The organism is Pseudomonas sp. LH1G9 (genome assembly GCF_002949975.1).
GTDB lineage: Bacteria > Pseudomonadota > Gammaproteobacteria > Pseudomonadales > Pseudomonadaceae > Aquipseudomonas > Aquipseudomonas veronii.
On sequence record NZ_CP026880.1, the window covers coordinates 4058348 to 4077539 of the forward strand.

Below are 19192 nucleotides of genomic sequence, written 5' to 3' on the forward strand. Positions count from 1 at the left end.
CGCGGCCTTATCGCGTGCCGGGTGCTTAGAAAGCGGTGCGCGGCACGTTGTCGAAGATCACGGTGGCGACGCTGGTGTAGAGACCGGTCTGGGTGTCCGCCGGTTTGGCGGCCTTGATGGTCATCAGCTTTTGCAGGCCGGGGTTGGACTCTGCGTCGGCGGCCACTTCTTGCGGGCTACCGGTCAGGGCCACGGTGCCCAGGGTGATGGTCAGCGGGATCGAGTCCGTGCCGTTGGTGAGCGCCGCCGGGCCGTCCTGCAGGTAGGCGTCGATCGAGCCACCGGTGTTTTTCAGGGTGAACATCGAGGACAGCGTGCTCAGTTCGCCGGTCACGGTGTTGTAGGTCATGATTTCGTCGCGACCGAAGTTGGGGTCCAGGGGCTGGGCGTGGAACTGCTTGGTAGGGATGTCGGCCTTGATGTTGATCGTGGTGCTTGCATCGTTGGCGGCCATGGCAGCCGAAGAACCCAATACCGCAACAGCCAGCGGGAGCAGAACAGCAAACTTCTTGATCATGCTTGAATACCTAGTAGTCATTTAAAGGAAGGCGGTTAACTAAAAAGCAAGTCAAGACTCACTTCCAACTAACAGCGCGGCGCAATGTTCATTGTTTGGCTGAACATTCAACGCCGGGAAATATTCGACCAATGCGCTTTAAAAGTAAGCAGGCAAGCTCCGAGAAACATGCAGGCCAATAGGCCATTACGCTGGAGGAAGAAATGCAATAAATACGATTTTTAAAAAAACGACTGTAAGACGTTAATGACACACAGATAATTCAATAAAAGCAGTACAGTTATCAAGAGGCACTTAACGCACAACTTCATATCTGTAGTATTGGAACTACACGAGGGCATCACTCTACGCTTTCAGCGGCCACCGCCTAGATTGACGACGCTGTTATTGACGTAGGATCTGGACTTTTCCACCCCCCTGCCCGCGCCGGCAGGGGGGTCAGGCTTACTGGACGTGGGTGAGTTTCACCACCTGATCGAGGGCCGAGAGCAACCGTTCGAACGCGCTGAACCGCTCGTCCTTCAGTTCTGCCCAGCGCTCGATGAAGAAGCGGCCTTGATCGTCGATCTGCACCGGCGTGGAAAGGATCTCGCCGCTGCGCGAGTGATGCACCAGATTCACTTCATGGGGTGAAAGCTGCTCGACCATGAACTGCCCCGGTCGCGTCAAGCGTGAACGATCGGCGGGAACATAGGCGCGAGGAGGACGCATGCCAGGGACGCCGACAGCCAGGGTGAAGTCGCTGCGGATCGCCGTCAGCCGGTTGGGGTACAACGACGATCCGTAGGCGACGGTCCATTGCAGCCCTGAGCGCAGCTCGCTGGCCGTGCCCGCCGGTACATCTGAGAGCCGCAGGCTGATCGCCCCTTGCGTCTGGGCCACCCCCGCAATCCCTTCGACCGAATGCACATGGGCATTGCCCATGTGCGCCACCCACTTGTGTGCGCCCTGGGCCGCCTGGTCTTGACGGATGACCTCGCCGGCAAAGAAGTTGAACATCGCAATGCGCGACGTCTGCGGCGCGCTCATGCCCTTGGTGTGGTAGCTCGATACGCAATCCAATGCGCGGATGCGCAGGCCGTGTTTGCCCGCCACTTCCACGACGCTGGTGTAGGTGTGCGGCCCGCGGTACTCGGGCATGTGGCCCCGGTCGAGGGTCCACAGGCGGTCTTTGAGCGCTGGAGGCAATACGCCCCTGCGCTGGAAGGTATCCAGGTCGGCCTGGTGCAGGTCGGTGAACAGGTGCTCCATGTACAGGGTTTTGACGCCTTGCTGCTTGAGCGCCTTCATCTGATCGATCAGCAGCGCCTTGCTCGATTGCTCGACGTGGCTCTCACAGACAATCAGCCCCCGAGCGTGTTGGTAGCTTTGCGCGATAAAGTCGGCGGGCGTGGTGTTCGCCGGCAGGTCCGGCAACGTCGGCCTGGGGGGCAGTTCAGGGGTTTTGAAGAACGCCTGCGCCGCTGTGTTCAGGCGCTCGCGGGTCTTGCGGAAGGCGCTTTCGGCAGCGGCGATTTTCGGGTTGAGCGACCCATAACGGGTGTCGAACGCATGCGCGCCTTTGCCCATTTCATGCAGCTCGGGGACGAACCGCGAGTCGATGTCGAACTCGCTGTACGCGCTTGCGCGGCCAGGCGCGGTGACGAATGCCGGGGGCGCCGTGTAGGCGGTTTGCAGGGTCAGCTTGAAGTCGGCTTTGGCCGCCGGGTCGTCGACGATCGCGCCGGGCGTATCGTTCCAGATGCCCACCGGTTGGCCGGGGGCGACGTCTTCGACGCGCACACTCAGGGTCTTTTGCAGGTCGGCCAGGCCCGGGGTCTGGGTGTGCGTGTTGAGACGGCGGCTGTCGACCAGAGCGACCCACCCTTCGCCGGGTTTTGCGCCGATGTCGGCCTCGATCAGCGTGTGGGAGTAGAAGTTTCGCTGGGCGTTGGGCCGAGGGCTGACCAGCGCACCGTTTTTCAGGTTGAAGGCTTTGTCCACCTCGTAGCCGGTGGACGCGTCCAGCCCACAGACGGCGATGTTTTGCTGGCGCGCCGCAAGGATCAGGGCGCGATAGGAGTGCGGCGAGTCGTTGGCGATCCCCAGGGCTGTCTCGACTTTTTTCAGGTACTCGCTGATGTGCCAGTAGCTGCCGCCGGCGTTGAACTTGTCCAGTTTGCCCCGGAACAGGTCCGCCGGCAGGTACTCGATGTACAGGCGCCGCACGCCCTGCTCGTAGAGGGTGTGCATATTGTCGATCAGCAGCTGTTTGGCGGCGAGCGAGCCAGGCACGGCGCCCACCACCAAGCCGGGGTTTTCCTTGAAGGCGCTTTCCAGGATGTGCCGATGGCTCGCGCTGGCTTCGAAGGCCAGTACATCGGCCCTGGGGACGATGGGATTGAGCTGGGCGAAGAACGTGTCGGCATCGCCGCGCAACTGCAGGTAGGCGTGCAGGTAAGGGGCCTGGAGCGGGGCCATTTCATAGGTCAGCAGGCTGTCGCGGGTGCCCTCGCCCAACAACTCATCGACGCTGGAGGTGTTGCGAAACTCCACGCTCAGAACGCTTTCGTAGTCCTTGGCCAGCTCCGGCGGAACTTCATAGCGCTGCAACGCGTGGGGGCTTGGCGCGGGGCGTTTCGGCGCCCCGCCGGTGAGGCCCGAGCGCACCCAGCGGCCCTCGGCGTTCTGGTTGACCAGGCGGGCGGTCGACACGAGTTTGCCGCTCACCGGGTCCTGGTGAAACAGCAGATAGCGGCCCAGGGCATCGGGGGTTTTGCCCGCCCACAACGGCCGGCCCTCGAACCACACCGCCTGCATACCGGCGAGCGCGGGGCTCGGCGGCTGCAGTTGCTGGATCAACGCCATGGCCTGGCGCGGCGCTGCTGGGCGCATGAGGTGGCGCATCGGCCGGAGCAGCGGGCCGATGGACTTGAGTGCCGGGCGCAGGTCGGTGAACACTGCGCCGAGGCTGTTGCTCAGGTAGCCGACGAAGTGTTGCAGCGCCGCATCGGTGTCGCCCTGGTTGTAGGCGTGCAGGGCCAGCATGCCGTCCTTGAGCGCCAGCAGCAGGCCCAGGCTCAGGCTCAACACCGGGAACGGCGCGGTCGCAATGGCGATCAGCGGTTCGAGGCAACTCCAGACCAGGCCCATGATCATGTCGCTGCGATTGACCGTGGTGGCGGCGACGTCATCGATCTTGCGTTGCAGCTTCATGTCGTGCAGCAGGTGACGCAGGTCGAGCACGGGCGGCACGCGCTCGATCGCGTCGTAGCGCGCCAGGCTCAGGTCGGTGCTGTTGAGGTCTGCGGGCAGGCCGGCCTGGGCGGTTTGCAGAAAACGCCGCACGCGCACCCGGGACTGCACACCGACGCGGGCGCTGAAGTAATCGAGCATGCCGTCGACTTTTTTCAGCAGGTAGTTGAACAGCCGGGCTTCGCGCAAGAACACGCCGTCCGGTGCCTGCGGCGTATAGAGCAACACCGGGTTCGCGCCGTGGCTGAACAGCAAGGTGTCGATCACCCAGTCGCCGTCGATCATCAGGCGATGCACGTTGTAGGTGCTGCGCGTCTCGACCGAGGTGTCGTCCAGGCTCTTGAAGGCGCGTTCAAACCAATCCAGATCGACCTGGGCGATATGGCCTTTGAGGCGCGATTCGAGCGCCGCGCTGTGCAACTGCAACTGGTTGATCGCCAGCGTTGCGTCGCGGCGCAGGGCATAACCGGGGCTGGCTGGGTTTTGCAGTGTGGCCTGGACTTCATCGGCGTAGCGCTGGCCGATCCATACGCCGCGCACCGAAAGCGCGACGTTGCGCGGCGTGAGCTTGCTCAGGTCAACTCCGGCCGGGCCCATGAAGGTGGCGACGGTGTCGAACCTGGCATCGAGAAACCCCAGCGAATCCTCATAACCATCGCGATACAGGCGGGTGTAGGACACCGACGCGGGGCGCGTCAACGCCGGGAAGTCTTTGGGGTAATGCACCCACACCGTATCGGGGTCGACATCGTTTTGCCGCTGGCGCCCCAGCAGGGCGTTGAGCTGCGTCTTGGCCTGGGCATGCAGGAAGCGCTCGAAGCTGATGAAGCGGGCGTCGGATAACGGGTTTTGCGCATAGGTGTTCGCCGCGCCTTCAGCGTTTTCCGCCAGTTGAGTCAGTTGTCGACGCTGGGCCTCGGTGGCGGCCCGGTACCACGTCGGGGTGCCCCAGTGGTAATCGTCGGTCTGCACCTGCAGCAGTTGGGCGCGCAGGGCCTTGAGGCAATCGGCGTGGTCGGCCGCCTGGCTGAAGGTGACGTGGCGATATTCCTGGCGCGCCGGAATGAAGCCCAGGCCAGCCATGAACGTTTCCAGACCCACACGAGACTTGAGGGCGACTTGCCCCAGCAGATAAGCGCGCATGGTTTCGTCCGCGCACCAGCCGAGGATATGCGCCTGGCAGCCGGTTTCCGTGTCGAACCCATGAAACTGCTGGGCCTGCGGCGCTTCGGGGGTACACAGCAGCAAGCGCTGGATCGCGCCCTGCTCGTCGCGCTCGCGCAGCAGCCAGAAGTCCTTGAGCACACAGCCATTGAGCGCAACGCTGCTCGCGTGCAGTTGCGCGTCGGTGCCGCGACGCAGGCGGGTAACGCGTTGATAGTCGGCCTCGGTGATGTGGTTTTGCAGCGTGGCCGTGTAGGCCAGGGCATTGATGCGGCGGTCGAGCATCTGTTCGATGGCGGCATGGATCTGCGGCTTGGCGTAGTACTCGCGGCGCACGGCCTCAAACTCCGCACGCGGTTTGAGGCTGTCGAGCAGGCTGACCAGATAGGCCGGGGTCAGGTCTTGATAGCGCTCGGGCAGTGGCGCGTCGGCATACGTGAGGGTGGTATTGAGCAAAAACGCCGAGCCGGGCAGTTCGTCGCCGGTGTGCAGGCCGCGCAGCGCCAGCGCGGTCAGGTTGTGTTTCTGCTCGTAGGCGCCGACCCTGGCCACACTGCGGCGCGTGCGGACTTGCAGGCGGTCGGGGTCCAGGTCGGTGATTTCCAGGTCAGCGGCCAGTTGTTCGAGCAAATGATAGCGCGCCAGGGCCTGCGGCGAGGCGGCATGGCCGAACAGGTTCAGCAGGGCTTGGCGGGCCTCGTCGTACTCGCTCAGCTGCCGCGCCAGGGCCTCGCGCTGGTGGCTCGGCGCGTTGCGATACCAGGCCGGGGCGCTGTGCTCCAGGCAACGGTCGAGCAGGCGCTGGGCGCGCAATTCCAGGCGCGGGCTGAGGTCGGGCAAGGCCGCGCGAATCGCGTCGTCCAACTCGGCAAGCAGCTGCCGGGCGCTATGGTCGGGGTTGGCGTCCAGGCTCAAGGCCCAATCGATATCCAGCGCGCGTTTGGCCAGCCTGGCGTCGTAGGTGTGTTCGCACAGCGGTTCGCTGTTGATGGGGACCAACTGCAGCGGCCAGACGCCCATGACGGACAGCCCCCAGTACCGGCGCGGCAGCAGGCGCATGAACTCCTTGCGCCAACTGCCGACCGCCATCGTCTCGCGCAGTCGGCGGTTCATCTCGGCCAGCGAGCTGAACGACTCGAAGCCGCGGGCCGGCGTGAACAGCACGACGTAGCCGGCATCGTCGGCCGGGGTCAGCTGCGCGACCACGGGGGTGTTTTTTTCGGTCAACACAAAGGCCCCGGCGAACTCGATCGTCTGGGCTCGATAGCTGAACGTCAGCGCATAGATGCCCGGTCGAAAGCTCGGCCCGAGCCCCAGGTTCTGCACCAGACGGGCCTCTTCACGATGCAGCAGAGAGTCCTGGATGTTGAGCCTGGCTTCGAGTTCCAACGCGACCAGGCCGGCGTCGTTGGCCATGAACGTGCGCAGGCTTTGGCCGCCCAACACCCCGGTTTCGTCCAGTTTCTGCAAGTGCGCCGTGAGGTCGCGCTTGAGCGTCGCCAGCCGTTGCTTGCCCTCGTCACTGTGCAGGTCGGCCTGCGCCACATCGGCATACAGCGCACGACAGCGGTCGAAGTGAGCGCGCGCGTGCGCCGTGAGCGTCTGGTTGAGTTTTTCAAGCTGTTGTAACTCGACGGGGAGCGGCCGCTTGGACAGTAACGGGGTGTCGGTTTCGAGCAACTGGTGACCGATCTGATGCAGATAACCGCGTATTTCCAAGGAGGTTGGCGAGTAGGGGGGAGAAATCAATGTGCTCATCGCACTGGCTCCATGCACATGGGAAGAGCCATCAGCATGCTGGGCGCATCACGCGGGACGGTGGTAGTTAAGTAGGCCGCGACCGTTGGTCGACTGATCTTGAACAGTCTAAAGATATATCTTAAGTTATATCTTAACCAAAACGGAGAGACCCAAAATGAGAGAGCATCATCCCCATTCCCACGGCGACGGCCGCGACGGCTTCGAAAAACGCCCCGGCCGTGAACGCGGCGGTCGCGGCCCACGCGTGTTCGCCCCCGGCGACCTGAAGTTGCTGTTGCTGGCGCTGATCGCCGAGCAGCCGTGCCACGGCTACGACCTGATCCGCCAGATCGAAGGCCTGTTCGACGGCGCCTACAGCCCCAGCCCCGGTGTGATCTACCCGACCCTGACCTTCCTTGAAGAAAGCGAATTGATCAGCGGCGATGCCGAAGGCGGAAAAAAGCGCTACACCATCACCGACGCCGGTCGTCTTTCTTTAAGTGAGCAGGCGATTGCACTGGAAGGCGTGCGAATGCGTATCGACGTGAGCAAACGCTCGCTGCGCGGCCATGATCGCCCGCCCGAAATCCACGAGGCGGTGCATAACCTGCGTCATGCCTTGCAACTGCACCACGGACGCTGGAGCGCCGAAGAAATCGCGCGGGTCGCCACGCTGCTCAACAGCACCGCACAAGCCATCGTCGACGGCCCGGCCGTTCACGCTGTCCAGGGGGAAAATCAATGAATACGCCCGTCATCCATCGCGTCAGCCACGAGATCAAACGCCGTCGCCTCGACGTGCTGCGGGTGGTCGATATCACCCCGCGCATGCGCCGCATCACCCTCGGCGGCCCCGAACTGGCGGGGTTTGTCAGCCTGGGCAGTGACGATCACATCAAGCTGATGTTCCCGCAGAACGCCGCCGAGCAAGCCGCGCTGCAAAGCCCGACCTTCAGCATCAAGGGCGATGGCCCGCAGCCGGCCATGCGCGACTACACGCCACGGCGTTTCGACCTGAACCTCGGTGAGTTGGACATCGACTTCGTGCTGCACGGCGACGGCCCCGCCTCCACCTGGGCCGAGCAGGCTCAAGTCGGCCAGCACCTGTACATCGGCGGCCCACGGGGCTCGATGATCGTGCCGGACATCTTCGACAGCTACCTGCTGATCGGCGACGAAACCGCCCTGCCCGCCATCGCCCGCCGCCTCGAAGAACTGCCGGCCGGGCGCACGGTGCTGGCGGTGATCGAAATCGCCGATGCGGCGGAACGGCAAGCACTGCAAAGCGCGGCCGAGGTAGAAGTGATTTGGGTGGTGCGCGGCCAGGCCGACCTGCTCGACACCGTGCGCGCACTGACGCTGCCGAGCGGTGCGCTGTACACCTTCGTCGCGATGGAAACCAAGCTGTCGCGCCAGGTGCGCCGGGTGCTGCTGGATACGCACAAGGTCGATGAAGCGTTCCTCAAGGCCGTCGGCTACTGGCGCGCCGAGGGCAGTGAGGAAGAGTGAGTCATCCGTGGGGTTTGATGCTTTTATCCAACCCCACCACCGCCAGAGCAATCAGCACGAACCCCGCCAGGATCCCCCCGGCATTCACGAACACCTGTGGATAACCGAGGGTGCCGACGTCGAAAAACGGGTACTGGTATTGCCCGAGCAAATCCCCGCGCAGCAGCACATAGGCGAAGTACACCAACGGGTACAACACCCACAGGCCAATGTGTTTGCACTGCAACGTGCCCTTGGGCACACAGCGCCACCAGTAGACGACAAACAGCAGCGGCATCACGTCGTGCAGCAATTCGTCGGCGATGAACTGGAACCCTTCGGGCTGCCACAGGTGCCGCAGCAACAGGTTATAGGCCAGGCTCACCAGCACGATGCTGGCGACAATCGCGCTGCTGACCCTGGGCGCCAGGAAAAACCGCTTCGCCGCTGAATCACGATCAACCACGGCGTAGCTCAGCACCACCACCACCAGGGTGTTGGTCAACACGGTGAAGAAGCTGAAGAAGTTGACCAGCCCGCCCAACAGGCTGGCGCCCGTCGACCAGCGCGAATAGAAAATCAGGTATTGCTGAATCGCCAACCCCACCCAACCGGCCAGGGCCGCCGCCGTCACACAGCGTTTCATGGGCTCAGTCCAACGGGCGTTTGGTACGCATCAGTTTCACGTACAGCCCTTCGACTTTCTCCCGCGCCCACGGGGTTTTGCGCAGGAACGTCAGGCTCGACTTGATACTCGGGTCGCTCTTGAAACAGCGGACATCGATGCGCTCGGCCAGACCGCTCCATTCGTAGTGTTCCACCAGGGTGGTGAGGACGTGTTGCAGAGTCACGCCGTGAAGCGGGTCGTTGCTTGTCGCGGTCATGCCAGGCCTTTTGCAAAAAGAGGAAATACAGCCGCGCACCTTAGCCGACGGGGCGAACAGGTGGAAGCACCGCATTGAATATAGCCCCTGGGGAAAAGTTGCCCTTTTCACGGCAAAAAGAGATGTTATATTGTAACGATAGTTATCAACCGTAAGCTGTTCGTTACCGTTTGCCGCCTTCTCTTTTTGTCGTTTGCCAAGGAATGTCCGATGTCCCTCTCCTCTGCCTGGCGCTTGTCGCCCCTCGCCGCCGCCCTGCTGATCTGCTCCGAAGCCCATGCGCTGGAACTGCAACCCCAAGTCATCACCGCCAACCCCCTGGGCAGCGCGCAACTGGCTTCGCCGACCACCGTGCTGGAAGGCGATGAGCTGACCCTGCAGCAAAAAGGCAGCCTCGGCGAAACCCTGAACAAGCAACCGGGCGTGTCGTCGTCCTACTTCGGCCCGGGCGCCAGCCGACCGATCATCCGCGGCCAGGATGGCGACCGCATTCGCCTGCTGCGCAACGGCGTGGGCGCGCTGGATGCGTCGTCGCTGTCCTACGACCACGCCGTGCCGCTGGACCCGGTCAACGTCGACCGCATCGAAATCGTGCGCGGCCCGGCGGCCCTGTTGTACGGCGGCAGCGCCATCGGCGGGGTGGTCAACACCTTCGACAATCGCATCCCCACCGAAGCCATCGAAGGCATCCACGGCGCCGGCGAATTACGCTACGGCGGCGCCGACACCACGCGCAGCAGCGCGGGCAAACTCGAAGCCGGCAACGGCACCTTCGCCCTGCACCTGGACGCGAATGCGCGGGAATTCAACGACCTCAAAATCCCGGGCCAAGCCCGCAGCCGCCACGCCCCGGAAGCCGAAGACGGCCCCGGCAAAAACGGCCGCCTGGGCAACAGCGACGGGCGCCAGGACGGCGGTGCGCTGGGCGGTTCCTACACCTGGGACGACGGTTATGCCGGGCTGTCCTACAGCACCTACGACAGCAACTACGGCTCACCCGCCGAACAGGCTGTGCGGATCCGCATGAAGCAGGACCACTACGCGTTTGCCTCCGAGGTACGCAACCTGCAAGGCCCGTTCACCTCGGTGAAACTCGACGCCGGCTACACCGACTACGAGCACCGCGAAATCGAAGGCGGCGAAACCGGCACAATCTTCAAGAACAAAGGCTATGAAGCCCGGGTTGAAGCGCGCCACCAGCCGCTCGGCCCGTTCGACGGCGTGGTCGGCGCACAAGTGACCCGCAACGAGTTCTCGGCCCTCGGCGAAGAAGCCTTCGTACCGCAGACCGACACCAACGCCGGCGCGCTGTTCATCCTCGAAGAAATGCAGGCCACCGAGCGCCTGAAACTCAGCCTCGGCGGGCGCCTGGAGCACACCAGCGTCGACCCGGACAGCAAAGGCAACGCGCGCTTCGCCAATGCCGACAAGACCAACGACTTCACCGCCGGCAGCCTGTCGTCCGGCGCGGTGTACACCCTCACGCCGATCTGGTCGCTGGCCGCAACCCTGGGCTACACCGAACGCGCGCCGACCTTCTACGAGCTGTACGCCAACGGCGCTCACGTCGCCACCGGCACCTACGAGTTGGGCAACGCCAACCTGAAGAAAGAAAAAGCCGTATCCAGCGACCTCGCACTGCGCTTTGACAACGGCACGCACAAGGGCAGCTTCGGCGTGTTCTACAGCCGTTTCTCCAACTACATCGGCCTGCTGGGCACAGGTCGCACATTGAACGACGAAGGTGAAGAAGACGCCGGCGGCATCCCCGAATACGAATACTCGGGAGTGCGCGCCCGTTTCGCCGGCTTTGAAGCCCAGGATCACTGGAAGCTCGGCGAAGGCGCCTACGGCAAGTTCGCACTGGAACTGTCGGGCGACTACACCCGCGCCACCAACCTCGACACCGGCGAAGCCCTGCCGCGCATCGCACCGCTGCGCCTGAACAGCGGCTTGCTGTGGGAACTGGACCGCTGGCAAGCGCGCATCGACATCGAACACGCCGCCGGACAAGGCCGTGTGCCCTCCAACGAAAGCGGCACCGACGGCTACACCACACTGGGCGCCAGCGCCGGCTATCGCTTCAACGTCGGCGGCAGCCAGTGGCTGGCATTCGTCAATGGCGAAAACCTGACCAACCAAACCGTGCGCTATGCCAGCTCGATCCTGCGCGACATCGCCCCGGCAGCAGGCAGAAGCGTACAAGTGGGCCTGCGCACCACCTTCTAACGCCCCAAAAAGAACCGCCCAACGATGCAAAGTGAGGCTCTTGATCCGCTTTTGATCCAAAGCACCCCACAATGCGAAGCGAGGCTCTTGACCTGCTTTTGATCCAAAGCACCCCACAATGCGAAGCGAGGCTCTTGATCCGCTTTTGATCCAAAGCACTCCACAATGCGAAGCGAGGCTCTTGATCTTGATCTGAGGCGCCCCGTTAAACCACGCTGGCCGAACGCAGGCTTGAATCCGTGGGTAACCCGGCAGGACGCCGGGTTAGCCGTCCTGGGCCAGGGATGGCCCATGACGGCGGCCCACGGATTCAAGCCGGAGTGAGGGCACACCGAGCACTAGCGAGGTGCCGAGTGGTGGGGCAAGAGCCCTTTGGTTACTTTGGGGCTTTTCCAAAGTGACCCGCCGTAAGGGCGGAACCCATAGCCGCCGTTACCAAAGAAACGGATATACACCCCACTCCCCAGGCTACCTACAAAGCCGCCACGCCACCCCGTTTAACAGCGACATTCTGTCACTGTTACCAAATCCGAAATAATGCATCTTGCGATTTTCACTTTCTCTCAACGCCCCACCGCATTATCCTTGGCGGCAATAACCTGAAACGATTCACTCTCGGTCAACCCCAACCTACCGAACACCCCTCGCCACAAAGACAGCGCTGTCTCACACCCGACCGCGCCTAAAAATAAATCACCCCCCTGTGGATACCCCCCCCGCTATCCCCAGGAAAAACCGACTCACGCTGAACCAAGCCCGTGCCAAATCGTCATCTACAGTGAAGACACACGGGGACACATAATTCCAACGTCACGGAGAAACACACTATGAGCACTGATGGTGCCTCAAGCCCAAGCCGCCTACTGCCCAGGCTGCTAGGCGTCTTGCTGCTGATCATGGGCCTGGCCTTACTGGCCGGCGGTATCAAGCTGAGCCTGCTCGGCGGGTCGCTGTACTACCTGCTGGCCGGCATCGGCATCACCCTGACCGGCCTTCTGCTGCTGGCCACCCGCCGCGCCGCGCTGGGCCTATACGCACTGGTACTCTTCGCCAGCACCGTGTGGGCACTGTGGGAAGTCGGCCTGGACTGGTGGCAGTTGGTACCGCGCCTGGCACTGCTGTTCGCCCTGGGCATCGTCATGCTGCTCCCATGGTTTCGCCGTCCGTTGCTGCGTGGCCAATCGGCACCGCTGGGCACCGGCGCGCTGAGCGTGGCCGTGGTCCTGGCCGGCGCTGCCGCCGTGGCCAGCCAATTCACCCACCCGGGTGAAATCAAAGGCCAACTGGACCGCGACGCAGTACCGGGCATGGCCAGCGCCGCGCCGACCCAGGCCGATGGCGACTGGAATTCCTACGGCCGTTCGGCCTACGGCGATCGCTACTCGCCCCTGGCGCAGATCACCCCGGAAAACGCCCACAAACTGGTTCCAGCGTGGACCTACCGCACCGGCGACATCCCAGGCCCGAACGACCCGGGCGAGACCACCGCGGAAAACACCCCGCTGAAAGTCAACGGCATGCTCTACGTGTGTACCCCGCACAGCCAGGTGATTGCCCTGGACCCGGATACCGGCAAGGAAATCTGGCGTTTCGACCCGAAGATCAGCACCGAAGGTGCCGCAAACTTCAAGGGTTGGGCGCACATGACCTGCCGTGGCGTGTCGTATCACGATGACGCCGCCTACGCCTCCGAACAGAGCCCGACCGGCAGCGCCAGCCCGGCTGCCGCGCCGAACGCCTGCCCGAAACGCATCTTCGTGCCGACCGCCGACACCCGCCTGATCGCCCTGAACGCCGACACCGGCAAGATGTGCGAAGACTTCGGCGACAAAGGCCAGGTCGACCTGCGTGCCAATATCGGCAGCTTCGCCCCAGGCGGTTACTACTCCACTTCGCCACCGGCGGTGACCAAAAACCTGGTGGTGATCGGCGGTCACGTCACCGATAACGTCTCCACCGACGAGCCCAGCGGCGTGATCCGCGCGTTCGACGTCCACACCGGCAAGCTGGTGTGGAACTGGGACAGCGGCAACCCGGACGACACCACCCCGTTGGCCGAAGGCAAGACCTACACCCGCAACTCGCCGAACATGTGGTCCATGTTCTCTGTGGATGAAAAACTCGGCATGCTCTACCTGCCGATGGGCAACCAGATGCCCGACCAATACGGCGGCGACCGTACCGAAGACTCGGAAAAATACAGCGCCGGCCTGACCGCCCTGGACATCGACAGCGGCCACGTGAAGTGGACCTTCCAGTTCACCCACCATGACCTGTGGGACATGGACGTGGGCGGCCAGCCTTCGCTGATCGACATCAAGACCGAAGCCGGCGTGAAACAAGCGGTGATGGCGTCGACCAAACAAGGCAGCATCTACGTGCTGGACCGCGCCACCGGCCAACCGGTGGTGCCGATCCACGAAGTGGCCGTGCCGCAAGGCGCAGTCGCGGGCGATCACACCGCGCCGACGCAACCGAAGTCTGATCTGAACTTCATGCCACCGCCGCTCAAAGAGCGCGACATGTGGGGCGTGACCCCGTTCGACCAGATGCTGTGCCGCATCGATTTCAAATCCATGCGCTACGACGGTGCGTTCACCCCGCCTTCGCTGCAAGGTTCCATCGTTTATCCGGGTAACTTCGGCGTGTTCGACTGGGGTGGCATTTCCGTCGACCCGGTGCGCCAGATCGCGTTCGTGAACCCGAGCTACATGGCGTTCAAATCGAAACTGATCCCGGCCGCCGACATTGCCAAGCAAGGCCCGCGCATCAGCGAAACCCAAGGCGTGCAGCCGAACAAAGGCGCGCCCTACGGCGTGATCCTCGAAGCGATGCTGTCGCCGATGGGCCTGCCGTGCCAGGCGCCGGCGTGGGGTTATGTGGCGGCGGTCGACCTGACCACCCACAAAACCATCTGGATGCACAAGAACGGCACCGTGCGCGACAGCTCGCCGGTTCCGGTCCCGCTGACCATGGGCGTGCCTAGCCTGGGCGGCACTTTCACCACAGCCGGTGGCGTGTCCTTCCTCAGCGGCACCCTCGACCAGTACCTGCGTGCCTATGACGTGAAAAACGGCAAGCAACTGTGGGAAGGTCGCCTGCCAGCCGGTGCGCAAACCACACCGATGACCTACACCGGCAAGGACGGCAAGCAATACGTGCTGGTCGTGGCCGGCGGTCACGGCTCCCTGGGCACCAAGCAGGGTGACTATGTGATGGCGTTCAAACTGCCGGATTAAGCAAAACCTGCAGCAAAACAAAGGCGGCTACCCTCACAGGTAGCCGCCTTTTTTGGTTGGCATCAGCCTCGCGCGCGCATGAAATCCCCCCAGCGCCGCACCAGGTAGTTGTGTTCATCCATCACCGAATTCCACACCGCGATATGCCCCATGCGCTGCTCATAGGAGCCGCCGTCGCGCACTTCGCCGATATCGATCAGCGGCAGGCCGTCGCTGCCCGGTAACTCTTCGCGCGCGGGCTTGCCGGCGTACCAGTAGTCCCATTCGGCGCTGGTCAAGTGATCGCGGCTGCGTGCCGGGTTGCCGATGTAGTAACCCTGGCGTGCCATCACCGCGCCCGGCCAGCCGGACAACCACCAATTGAGGTACGCATAAGCCGCGTCGAGCACCGGGCCCTGGGCATGGCGCGACAACGACAGGCCGCCGAACCAGGCGCGATAGCCTTCACGCGGCACCGCCAGGCGGTACTTCACCCCGGCGCGATGCAGGCGCATCAGGGTCGGCGACCACAGGCTCTGGATATCGATGTTCGGGCTGAGCATCAATTGCGCGGCTTCTTCATCGTCGGACCAGAACGCCGCGAAGTGCCCTTCCTTCTGCTTGCGCACCAGGATATCGGCGAGCACGTCGATCTCTTCGATGCTCATGTTGCCGATGTCCCTGAACCTCGCCAGCCCGGCGCCCTGCACCGCCAACGCGGCATCGAGGGCGCCGATGGCCGCGTCACTTTGCAACGCGGTACGCGCGCGCAACAGCGGGTCGAGCAGCCAGCCCCAGCTTTCATTGCTGCGGCTGAACGCCTCGGGCAGGCGCTCGGGGCGGTAAGCGAAGCTGTCGGCGTTGTGGGTCAGCGGCAACATGCTGATGCGTTCGGTGACCGTGCTGCCGAGGCTGCCATCGTGCTGCACAAACAACCGCTCGCTGGGCACGCTGCCACTGCCCAGGCGGTCGCTGGGCGACAGGCGACCGCGCTTGGGCAGGTCGTTGATCTCGTGCCACAAGGCGATGCGCCGCGTGTCGATGGGTTGGATCGCGCGGGCGGGCCACACGAAGTCGACGTTGTGGAACCACTGGTCGTACAGGTCGTAGCTGTCGGGCTGCATCACGGCGATGCGCTGGGCCTGTTCGACGTCATGCACCTGGTACACCAGGCGAATGCCCAGTTCCTGTTCGGCCCGCACGCGCAAGCATTCGAGCAAGGTCACCGACGTACCGAGGACTCTTAAAGTGATCATGCCGCGAACCGCCGTGAAAACGCCTCAAACGAGCGGCGCAGCAGCACCGGGTCGAGGCCGCGCAGGATAAACACCAGGCGCGATTGGCGGTCGCTGCCCGGCCACGCTGGCAGGTGGACCGGCGCATGCAGGCAGTGCTGCACACCATGAATGACGATGGGGGCCGAGCTTGCGTTCACGTTGAGCAGTCCTTTGACGCGAAGGATTCGTTCGCCATGGCATCTTAACAGCATCGACAACCACACTCCGAAACCGACCCAATCCAGCGGCCGGTCGAAGCTCAGGCAGCAGACTTGCGCGGCGCCGTGGCGGGCGGTGGTGGTCCGGTGCAGTTGCCAGCGCCTGACTTCGGCGGCCGGTTCGGCGCTGCGCAGACCTGCGCCGAGCAGCAGTTGATCGCCGCTGTGGATGTCGCGGCTATCAAGGATCGGCGTGCCCGCGTTCAGCGCCTGCAGGTGCAGGCGCAGCGGCGCGCAGTCGTCCACAAGGTCGGTCTTGCTCAGCAGCAAGCGATCCGCCGCCGCCACCTGGGCCAGCCATTCCGGGTGCAGGCATTCCTGCAGGGCCGCGTGGCTCGCGTCGACCAGGGTGATGACCAGGCCGATATGAACACGCCCGCGCAGTTGCACGTCGTTGTTGAAGGTCGCGAGGATCGGCGCCGGGTCGGCCAGGCCGGTGGTTTCCAGGATCACCCGCTTGAAGGCCGGGATCTCGCCGCGCTCGCGGCGTTGCAACAGGCTGAGCAATGCGTCTTTGAGTTCGCCGCGAATCGAGCAGCACACGCAGCCGCCGGGCAGTAGCACCGTGTCCGGCGCGACCTCTTCCACCAGCAGGTGGTCGATGCCGACGTCGCCGAACTCATTGATCAGCAGCGCCGTGTCGCCAAGGCTCTCGCCCTGCAGCAGGCGCGTGAGCAAGCTGGTCTTGCCGCTGCCGAGGAAGCCGGTGATGACGTTGAGGGCAATACTCATATGTTACCTCCGCCCCCTGTAGGAGCGAGCTTGCTCGCGAAAATCGTCAACGATGACGCGGGCATCCTGGATGCACGCGGCGTTCTCGGGCTTTTCGCGAGCAAGCTCGCTCCTACAAGGGGCATTCCAAGTGATCGAGTAGTTGCGGGTCGAGGGGGTCCAGCTGGCGCCCGAGCATGGTTTCGGCCGCTTGCCAGAGTTGATCCAGGCCGATATGAACACGCCCGCGCAGTTGCACGTCGTTGTTGAAGGTCGCGAGGATCGGCGCCGCAGGCTGAGCAATGCGTCTTTGAGTTCGCCGCGAATCGAGCAGCACACGCAGCCGCCGGGCAGCAGCACCGTGTCCGGCGCCACCTCTTCCACCAGCAGGTGGTCGATGCCGACGTCGCCGAACTCATTGATCAGCAGCGCCGTGTCGCCAAGGCTCTCGCCCTGCAGCAGGCGCGTGAGCAAGCTGGTCTTGCCACTGCCGAGGAAGCCGGTGATGACGTTGAGGGCAATACTCATATGTTACCTCCGCCCCCTGTAGGAGCGAGCTTGCTCGCGAAAATCGTCAACGATGACGCGGGCATCCTGGATGCACGCGGCGCTCTCGGGCTTTTCGCGAGCAAGCTCGCTCCTACAGGGGGCATTCCAAGTGATCGAGTAGTTGCGGGTCGAGGGGATCCAGCTGGCGCCCGAGCATGGTTTCGGCCGCTTGCCAGAGTTGATCCAGGCCACTGGCCAACGCCTGCTTTCCGGTCGCGCCGAGCAGCAGGTACGACGCGCCCTGGAAGTCTTCGACCTTGAGCCGGAACACCGCCAGCACCTGGTTGATCGCGGCGATCCGGCGCAGGCGTTCGCGGCGCCGGGGCAACTCGTCGCCCAAGGGGTCGCTCCAGTGCAGGTCTTCGCCGAGCAGCCCGCAGAGTCCGCACATGGCTATACCCCGCTCATGGCATGACATCGCCGGAGTTCGGGCCCAGGGTCTGGCCGACGAACAGGTTGCCGCCCGGCTCGCTGGCCAGCAGCACAGCGGTCGGCGCCACTTCGTCGGCCAGGCCGAAGCGGCCCAGGGGCAGTTCGGCGGCCTTGGCGCGCTTCCAGGTGTCGCTGATGCCGCCCACCAGCGGCGTTTCGATGGGCCCCGGCGCGATGGCGTTGACCAGCACGTTGTCCTTGGCGACTTCCAGCGCCAGGGATTTGGTGAAGCCAATCACCCCGGCCTTGGCCGCAGCGTAGTGGGTCAGCTCGGCGCCGCCCTTGATCCCCAGTTGCGAGGCGACGTTGATGATCCGTCCCCAGCCCTGCGCCAGCATGTGCGGCAAGGCGCGCTGGCTGGCGACGAAGACGCTGGTGAGGTCGACGCGCAGCATGTCGTTCCACATTTCGATCGTAAGGTCGACGCAACGCGCCTGGGTGAGCATGCCGGCGTTGTTGACCAGGATATCGATGCCGCCGAAATGTTCGACGCAACGGTCGACACTGGCCTGGGCGCCTTCGACGGTGCCGACATCGGCCAGGCACTCGAACACTTGCGCGCCGAGGTTGCGGCAGGTGACGGCGGTTTCGGCGAGGCTGACGGCATTGCGGTCGGCCAGCAGCAGGCGCGCGCCTTCAGCGGCATAGGCACGGGCGATGGCGGCACCGATGCCGCTGCCGGCGCCGGTGATCACGGCGCGGCGGTTAGTCAGTTGGGGCATACACAAACTCCTGAAAAAACACAGTACCCAGGTGGGGTCAGTCGGGCCAGCGCACGGTCAGGCCACCGTCGATGACGATGCTTTGCCCGGTCAAATAGCTCGACGCGTCACTGGTCAAAAACTGCACCAGCGACGCCACTTCATCCGCCCTGCCCACCCGGCCCAGCGGAATCGCCCGCGCCGCCTTGGCCAGGCCTTGCGGCCCGAGGGAGTTCTGCGCATCCAGCGATTGCGGCGTCTCGATCAAGCCCGGGATCACCGCATTGCAGCGAATCCCCAACGGCGCCAGCTCCACCGCCAGCGAGCGGCACAACCCCGGCACACCGGCCTTGGCCGCCGCGTAATGGCTGTGTTCCTGCCAGCCATATACGCCGCCGGCAATCGACGAAATCGCCACCAGCGCACCGCCTGCGGGCATATGCCGGGTCGCTGCGCGGAAGGTACGCATCACCCCGGTCAGGTCGACATTGAGCATTTCGTCCCACACCTGATCGGTCATTTCCAGCAGCGGCGCCCGACGCAGCAGACCGGCATTGGCCACCGCGTAATCGAGGCGGCCAAAATGCTGCACGGCCTGGGCCGCCAAGGCGTCCACCGAGGCGCTGTCGCCGACGTCCAGCGGCAGCATCAGGCACTCGCCGCCCGCTTGCTCCACCAAGGACACGGTGGTGCGCGGGTCATGGGGATCGGCCGGGTAATACCCGCCCACCACGGCCACGCCGCAACGCGCATAGGCCACGGCGAGGGCTTGGCCAATGCCGCTGGCGGCACCGGTAATCAAGGCAACTTTACGGTTCATCGAACACTCC

Annotated in this window: 13 protein-coding genes and 1 pseudogene; 4 read left to right on the forward strand and 10 right to left on the reverse strand. The window is 63.9% G+C overall.

Annotated elements, in window-relative coordinates; translation table 11 throughout:
- Positions 1-25: 25 nt before the first annotated feature.
- On the reverse strand, positions 26-517 hold the full coding sequence (locus tag C5F70_RS18755) for a CS1 type fimbrial major subunit (RefSeq protein WP_017844569.1): 492 nt from the start codon (positions 515-517) through the stop codon (positions 26-28).
- Positions 518-961: 444 nt separating this feature from the next.
- On the reverse strand, positions 962-6673 hold the full coding sequence (locus tag C5F70_RS18760) for a membrane-targeted effector domain-containing toxin (protein ID WP_104903850.1): 5712 nt from the start codon (positions 6671-6673) through the stop codon (positions 962-964).
- Between the two features lie 157 nt (positions 6674-6830).
- Here C5F70_RS18760 and C5F70_RS18765 point away from each other — a divergent pair, with 157 nt between their 5' ends.
- Together C5F70_RS18765 and C5F70_RS18770 are read left to right on the forward strand one after the other, a co-directional pair.
- Positions 6831-7400, forward strand: a complete 570-nt coding sequence (locus tag C5F70_RS18765; protein WP_104903851.1) for a PadR family transcriptional regulator — start codon at positions 6831-6833, stop codon at positions 7398-7400.
- On the forward strand, positions 7397-8164 hold the full coding sequence (locus C5F70_RS18770) for a siderophore-interacting protein (protein WP_046485831.1): 768 nt from the start codon (positions 7397-7399) through the stop codon (positions 8162-8164). Before C5F70_RS18765 ends, C5F70_RS18770 begins: the two co-directional genes overlap by 4 nt.
- A gap of 1 nt (position 8165) precedes the next feature.
- On the opposite strand, the gene C5F70_RS18775 is transcribed toward C5F70_RS18770, so the two are convergent.
- Both C5F70_RS18775 and C5F70_RS18780 read right to left on the reverse strand, forming a co-directional pair.
- A complete protein-coding gene (locus tag C5F70_RS18775) occupies positions 8166-8789 on the reverse strand; it encodes a Pr6Pr family membrane protein (protein WP_017844565.1) in 624 nt (207 codons plus the stop codon).
- A 4-nt stretch (positions 8790-8793) separates the two neighbouring features.
- Positions 8794-9027: a VF530 family DNA-binding protein gene (locus C5F70_RS18780; protein WP_010212838.1), complete on the reverse strand. Its 234-nt coding sequence runs from the start codon at positions 9025-9027 to the stop codon at positions 8794-8796.
- 210 nt (positions 9028-9237) lie between these two features.
- Here C5F70_RS18780 and C5F70_RS18785 point away from each other — a divergent pair, with 210 nt between their 5' ends.
- Together C5F70_RS18785 and C5F70_RS18795 are read left to right on the forward strand one after the other, a co-directional pair.
- Positions 9238-11256, forward strand: a complete 2019-nt coding sequence (locus tag C5F70_RS18785; RefSeq protein WP_046384575.1) for a TonB-dependent receptor — start codon at positions 9238-9240, stop codon at positions 11254-11256.
- Between the two features lie 827 nt (positions 11257-12083).
- Entirely contained in the window at positions 12084-14495 is a 2412-nt protein-coding gene (locus tag C5F70_RS18795; RefSeq protein ID WP_046488581.1) for a glucose/quinate/shikimate family membrane-bound PQQ-dependent dehydrogenase, read from the forward strand.
- A 62-nt stretch (positions 14496-14557) separates the two neighbouring features.
- Here the strand turns inward: C5F70_RS18795 and C5F70_RS18800 are convergent, their stop codons facing one another.
- The 6 genes and pseudogenes from C5F70_RS18800 to C5F70_RS18825 form a co-directional block, all read right to left on the reverse strand.
- Entirely contained in the window at positions 14558-15730 is a 1173-nt protein-coding gene (locus C5F70_RS18800; RefSeq protein WP_026139746.1) for a PotD/PotF family extracellular solute-binding protein, read from the reverse strand.
- On the reverse strand, positions 15727-16701 hold the full coding sequence (locus tag C5F70_RS18805) for a GTP-binding protein (protein ID WP_104903852.1): 975 nt from the start codon (positions 16699-16701) through the stop codon (positions 15727-15729). The genes C5F70_RS18800 and C5F70_RS18805 overlap by 4 nt, the downstream gene beginning before the upstream one ends.
- Before the next feature lie 154 nt (positions 16702-16855).
- Positions 16856-17208: pseudogene (locus C5F70_RS31180) on the reverse strand (GTP-binding protein); the annotation flags it as partial.
- A 112-nt stretch (positions 17209-17320) separates the two neighbouring features.
- Positions 17321-17620 carry a hypothetical protein gene (locus tag C5F70_RS18815; RefSeq protein ID WP_017844560.1) on the reverse strand — a complete coding sequence of 100 codons (300 nt, stop codon included), beginning with the start codon at positions 17618-17620 and terminating at the stop codon, positions 17321-17323.
- A 13-nt stretch (positions 17621-17633) separates the two neighbouring features.
- Entirely contained in the window at positions 17634-18383 is a 750-nt protein-coding gene (locus C5F70_RS18820; RefSeq protein WP_017844559.1) for an SDR family NAD(P)-dependent oxidoreductase, read from the reverse strand.
- Positions 18384-18420: 37 nt separating this feature from the next.
- Complete coding sequence (locus C5F70_RS18825) at positions 18421-19182, reverse strand: SDR family NAD(P)-dependent oxidoreductase (RefSeq protein ID WP_017844558.1); 762 nt, start codon at positions 19180-19182, stop codon at positions 18421-18423.
- Positions 19183-19192 lie beyond the last annotated feature (10 nt).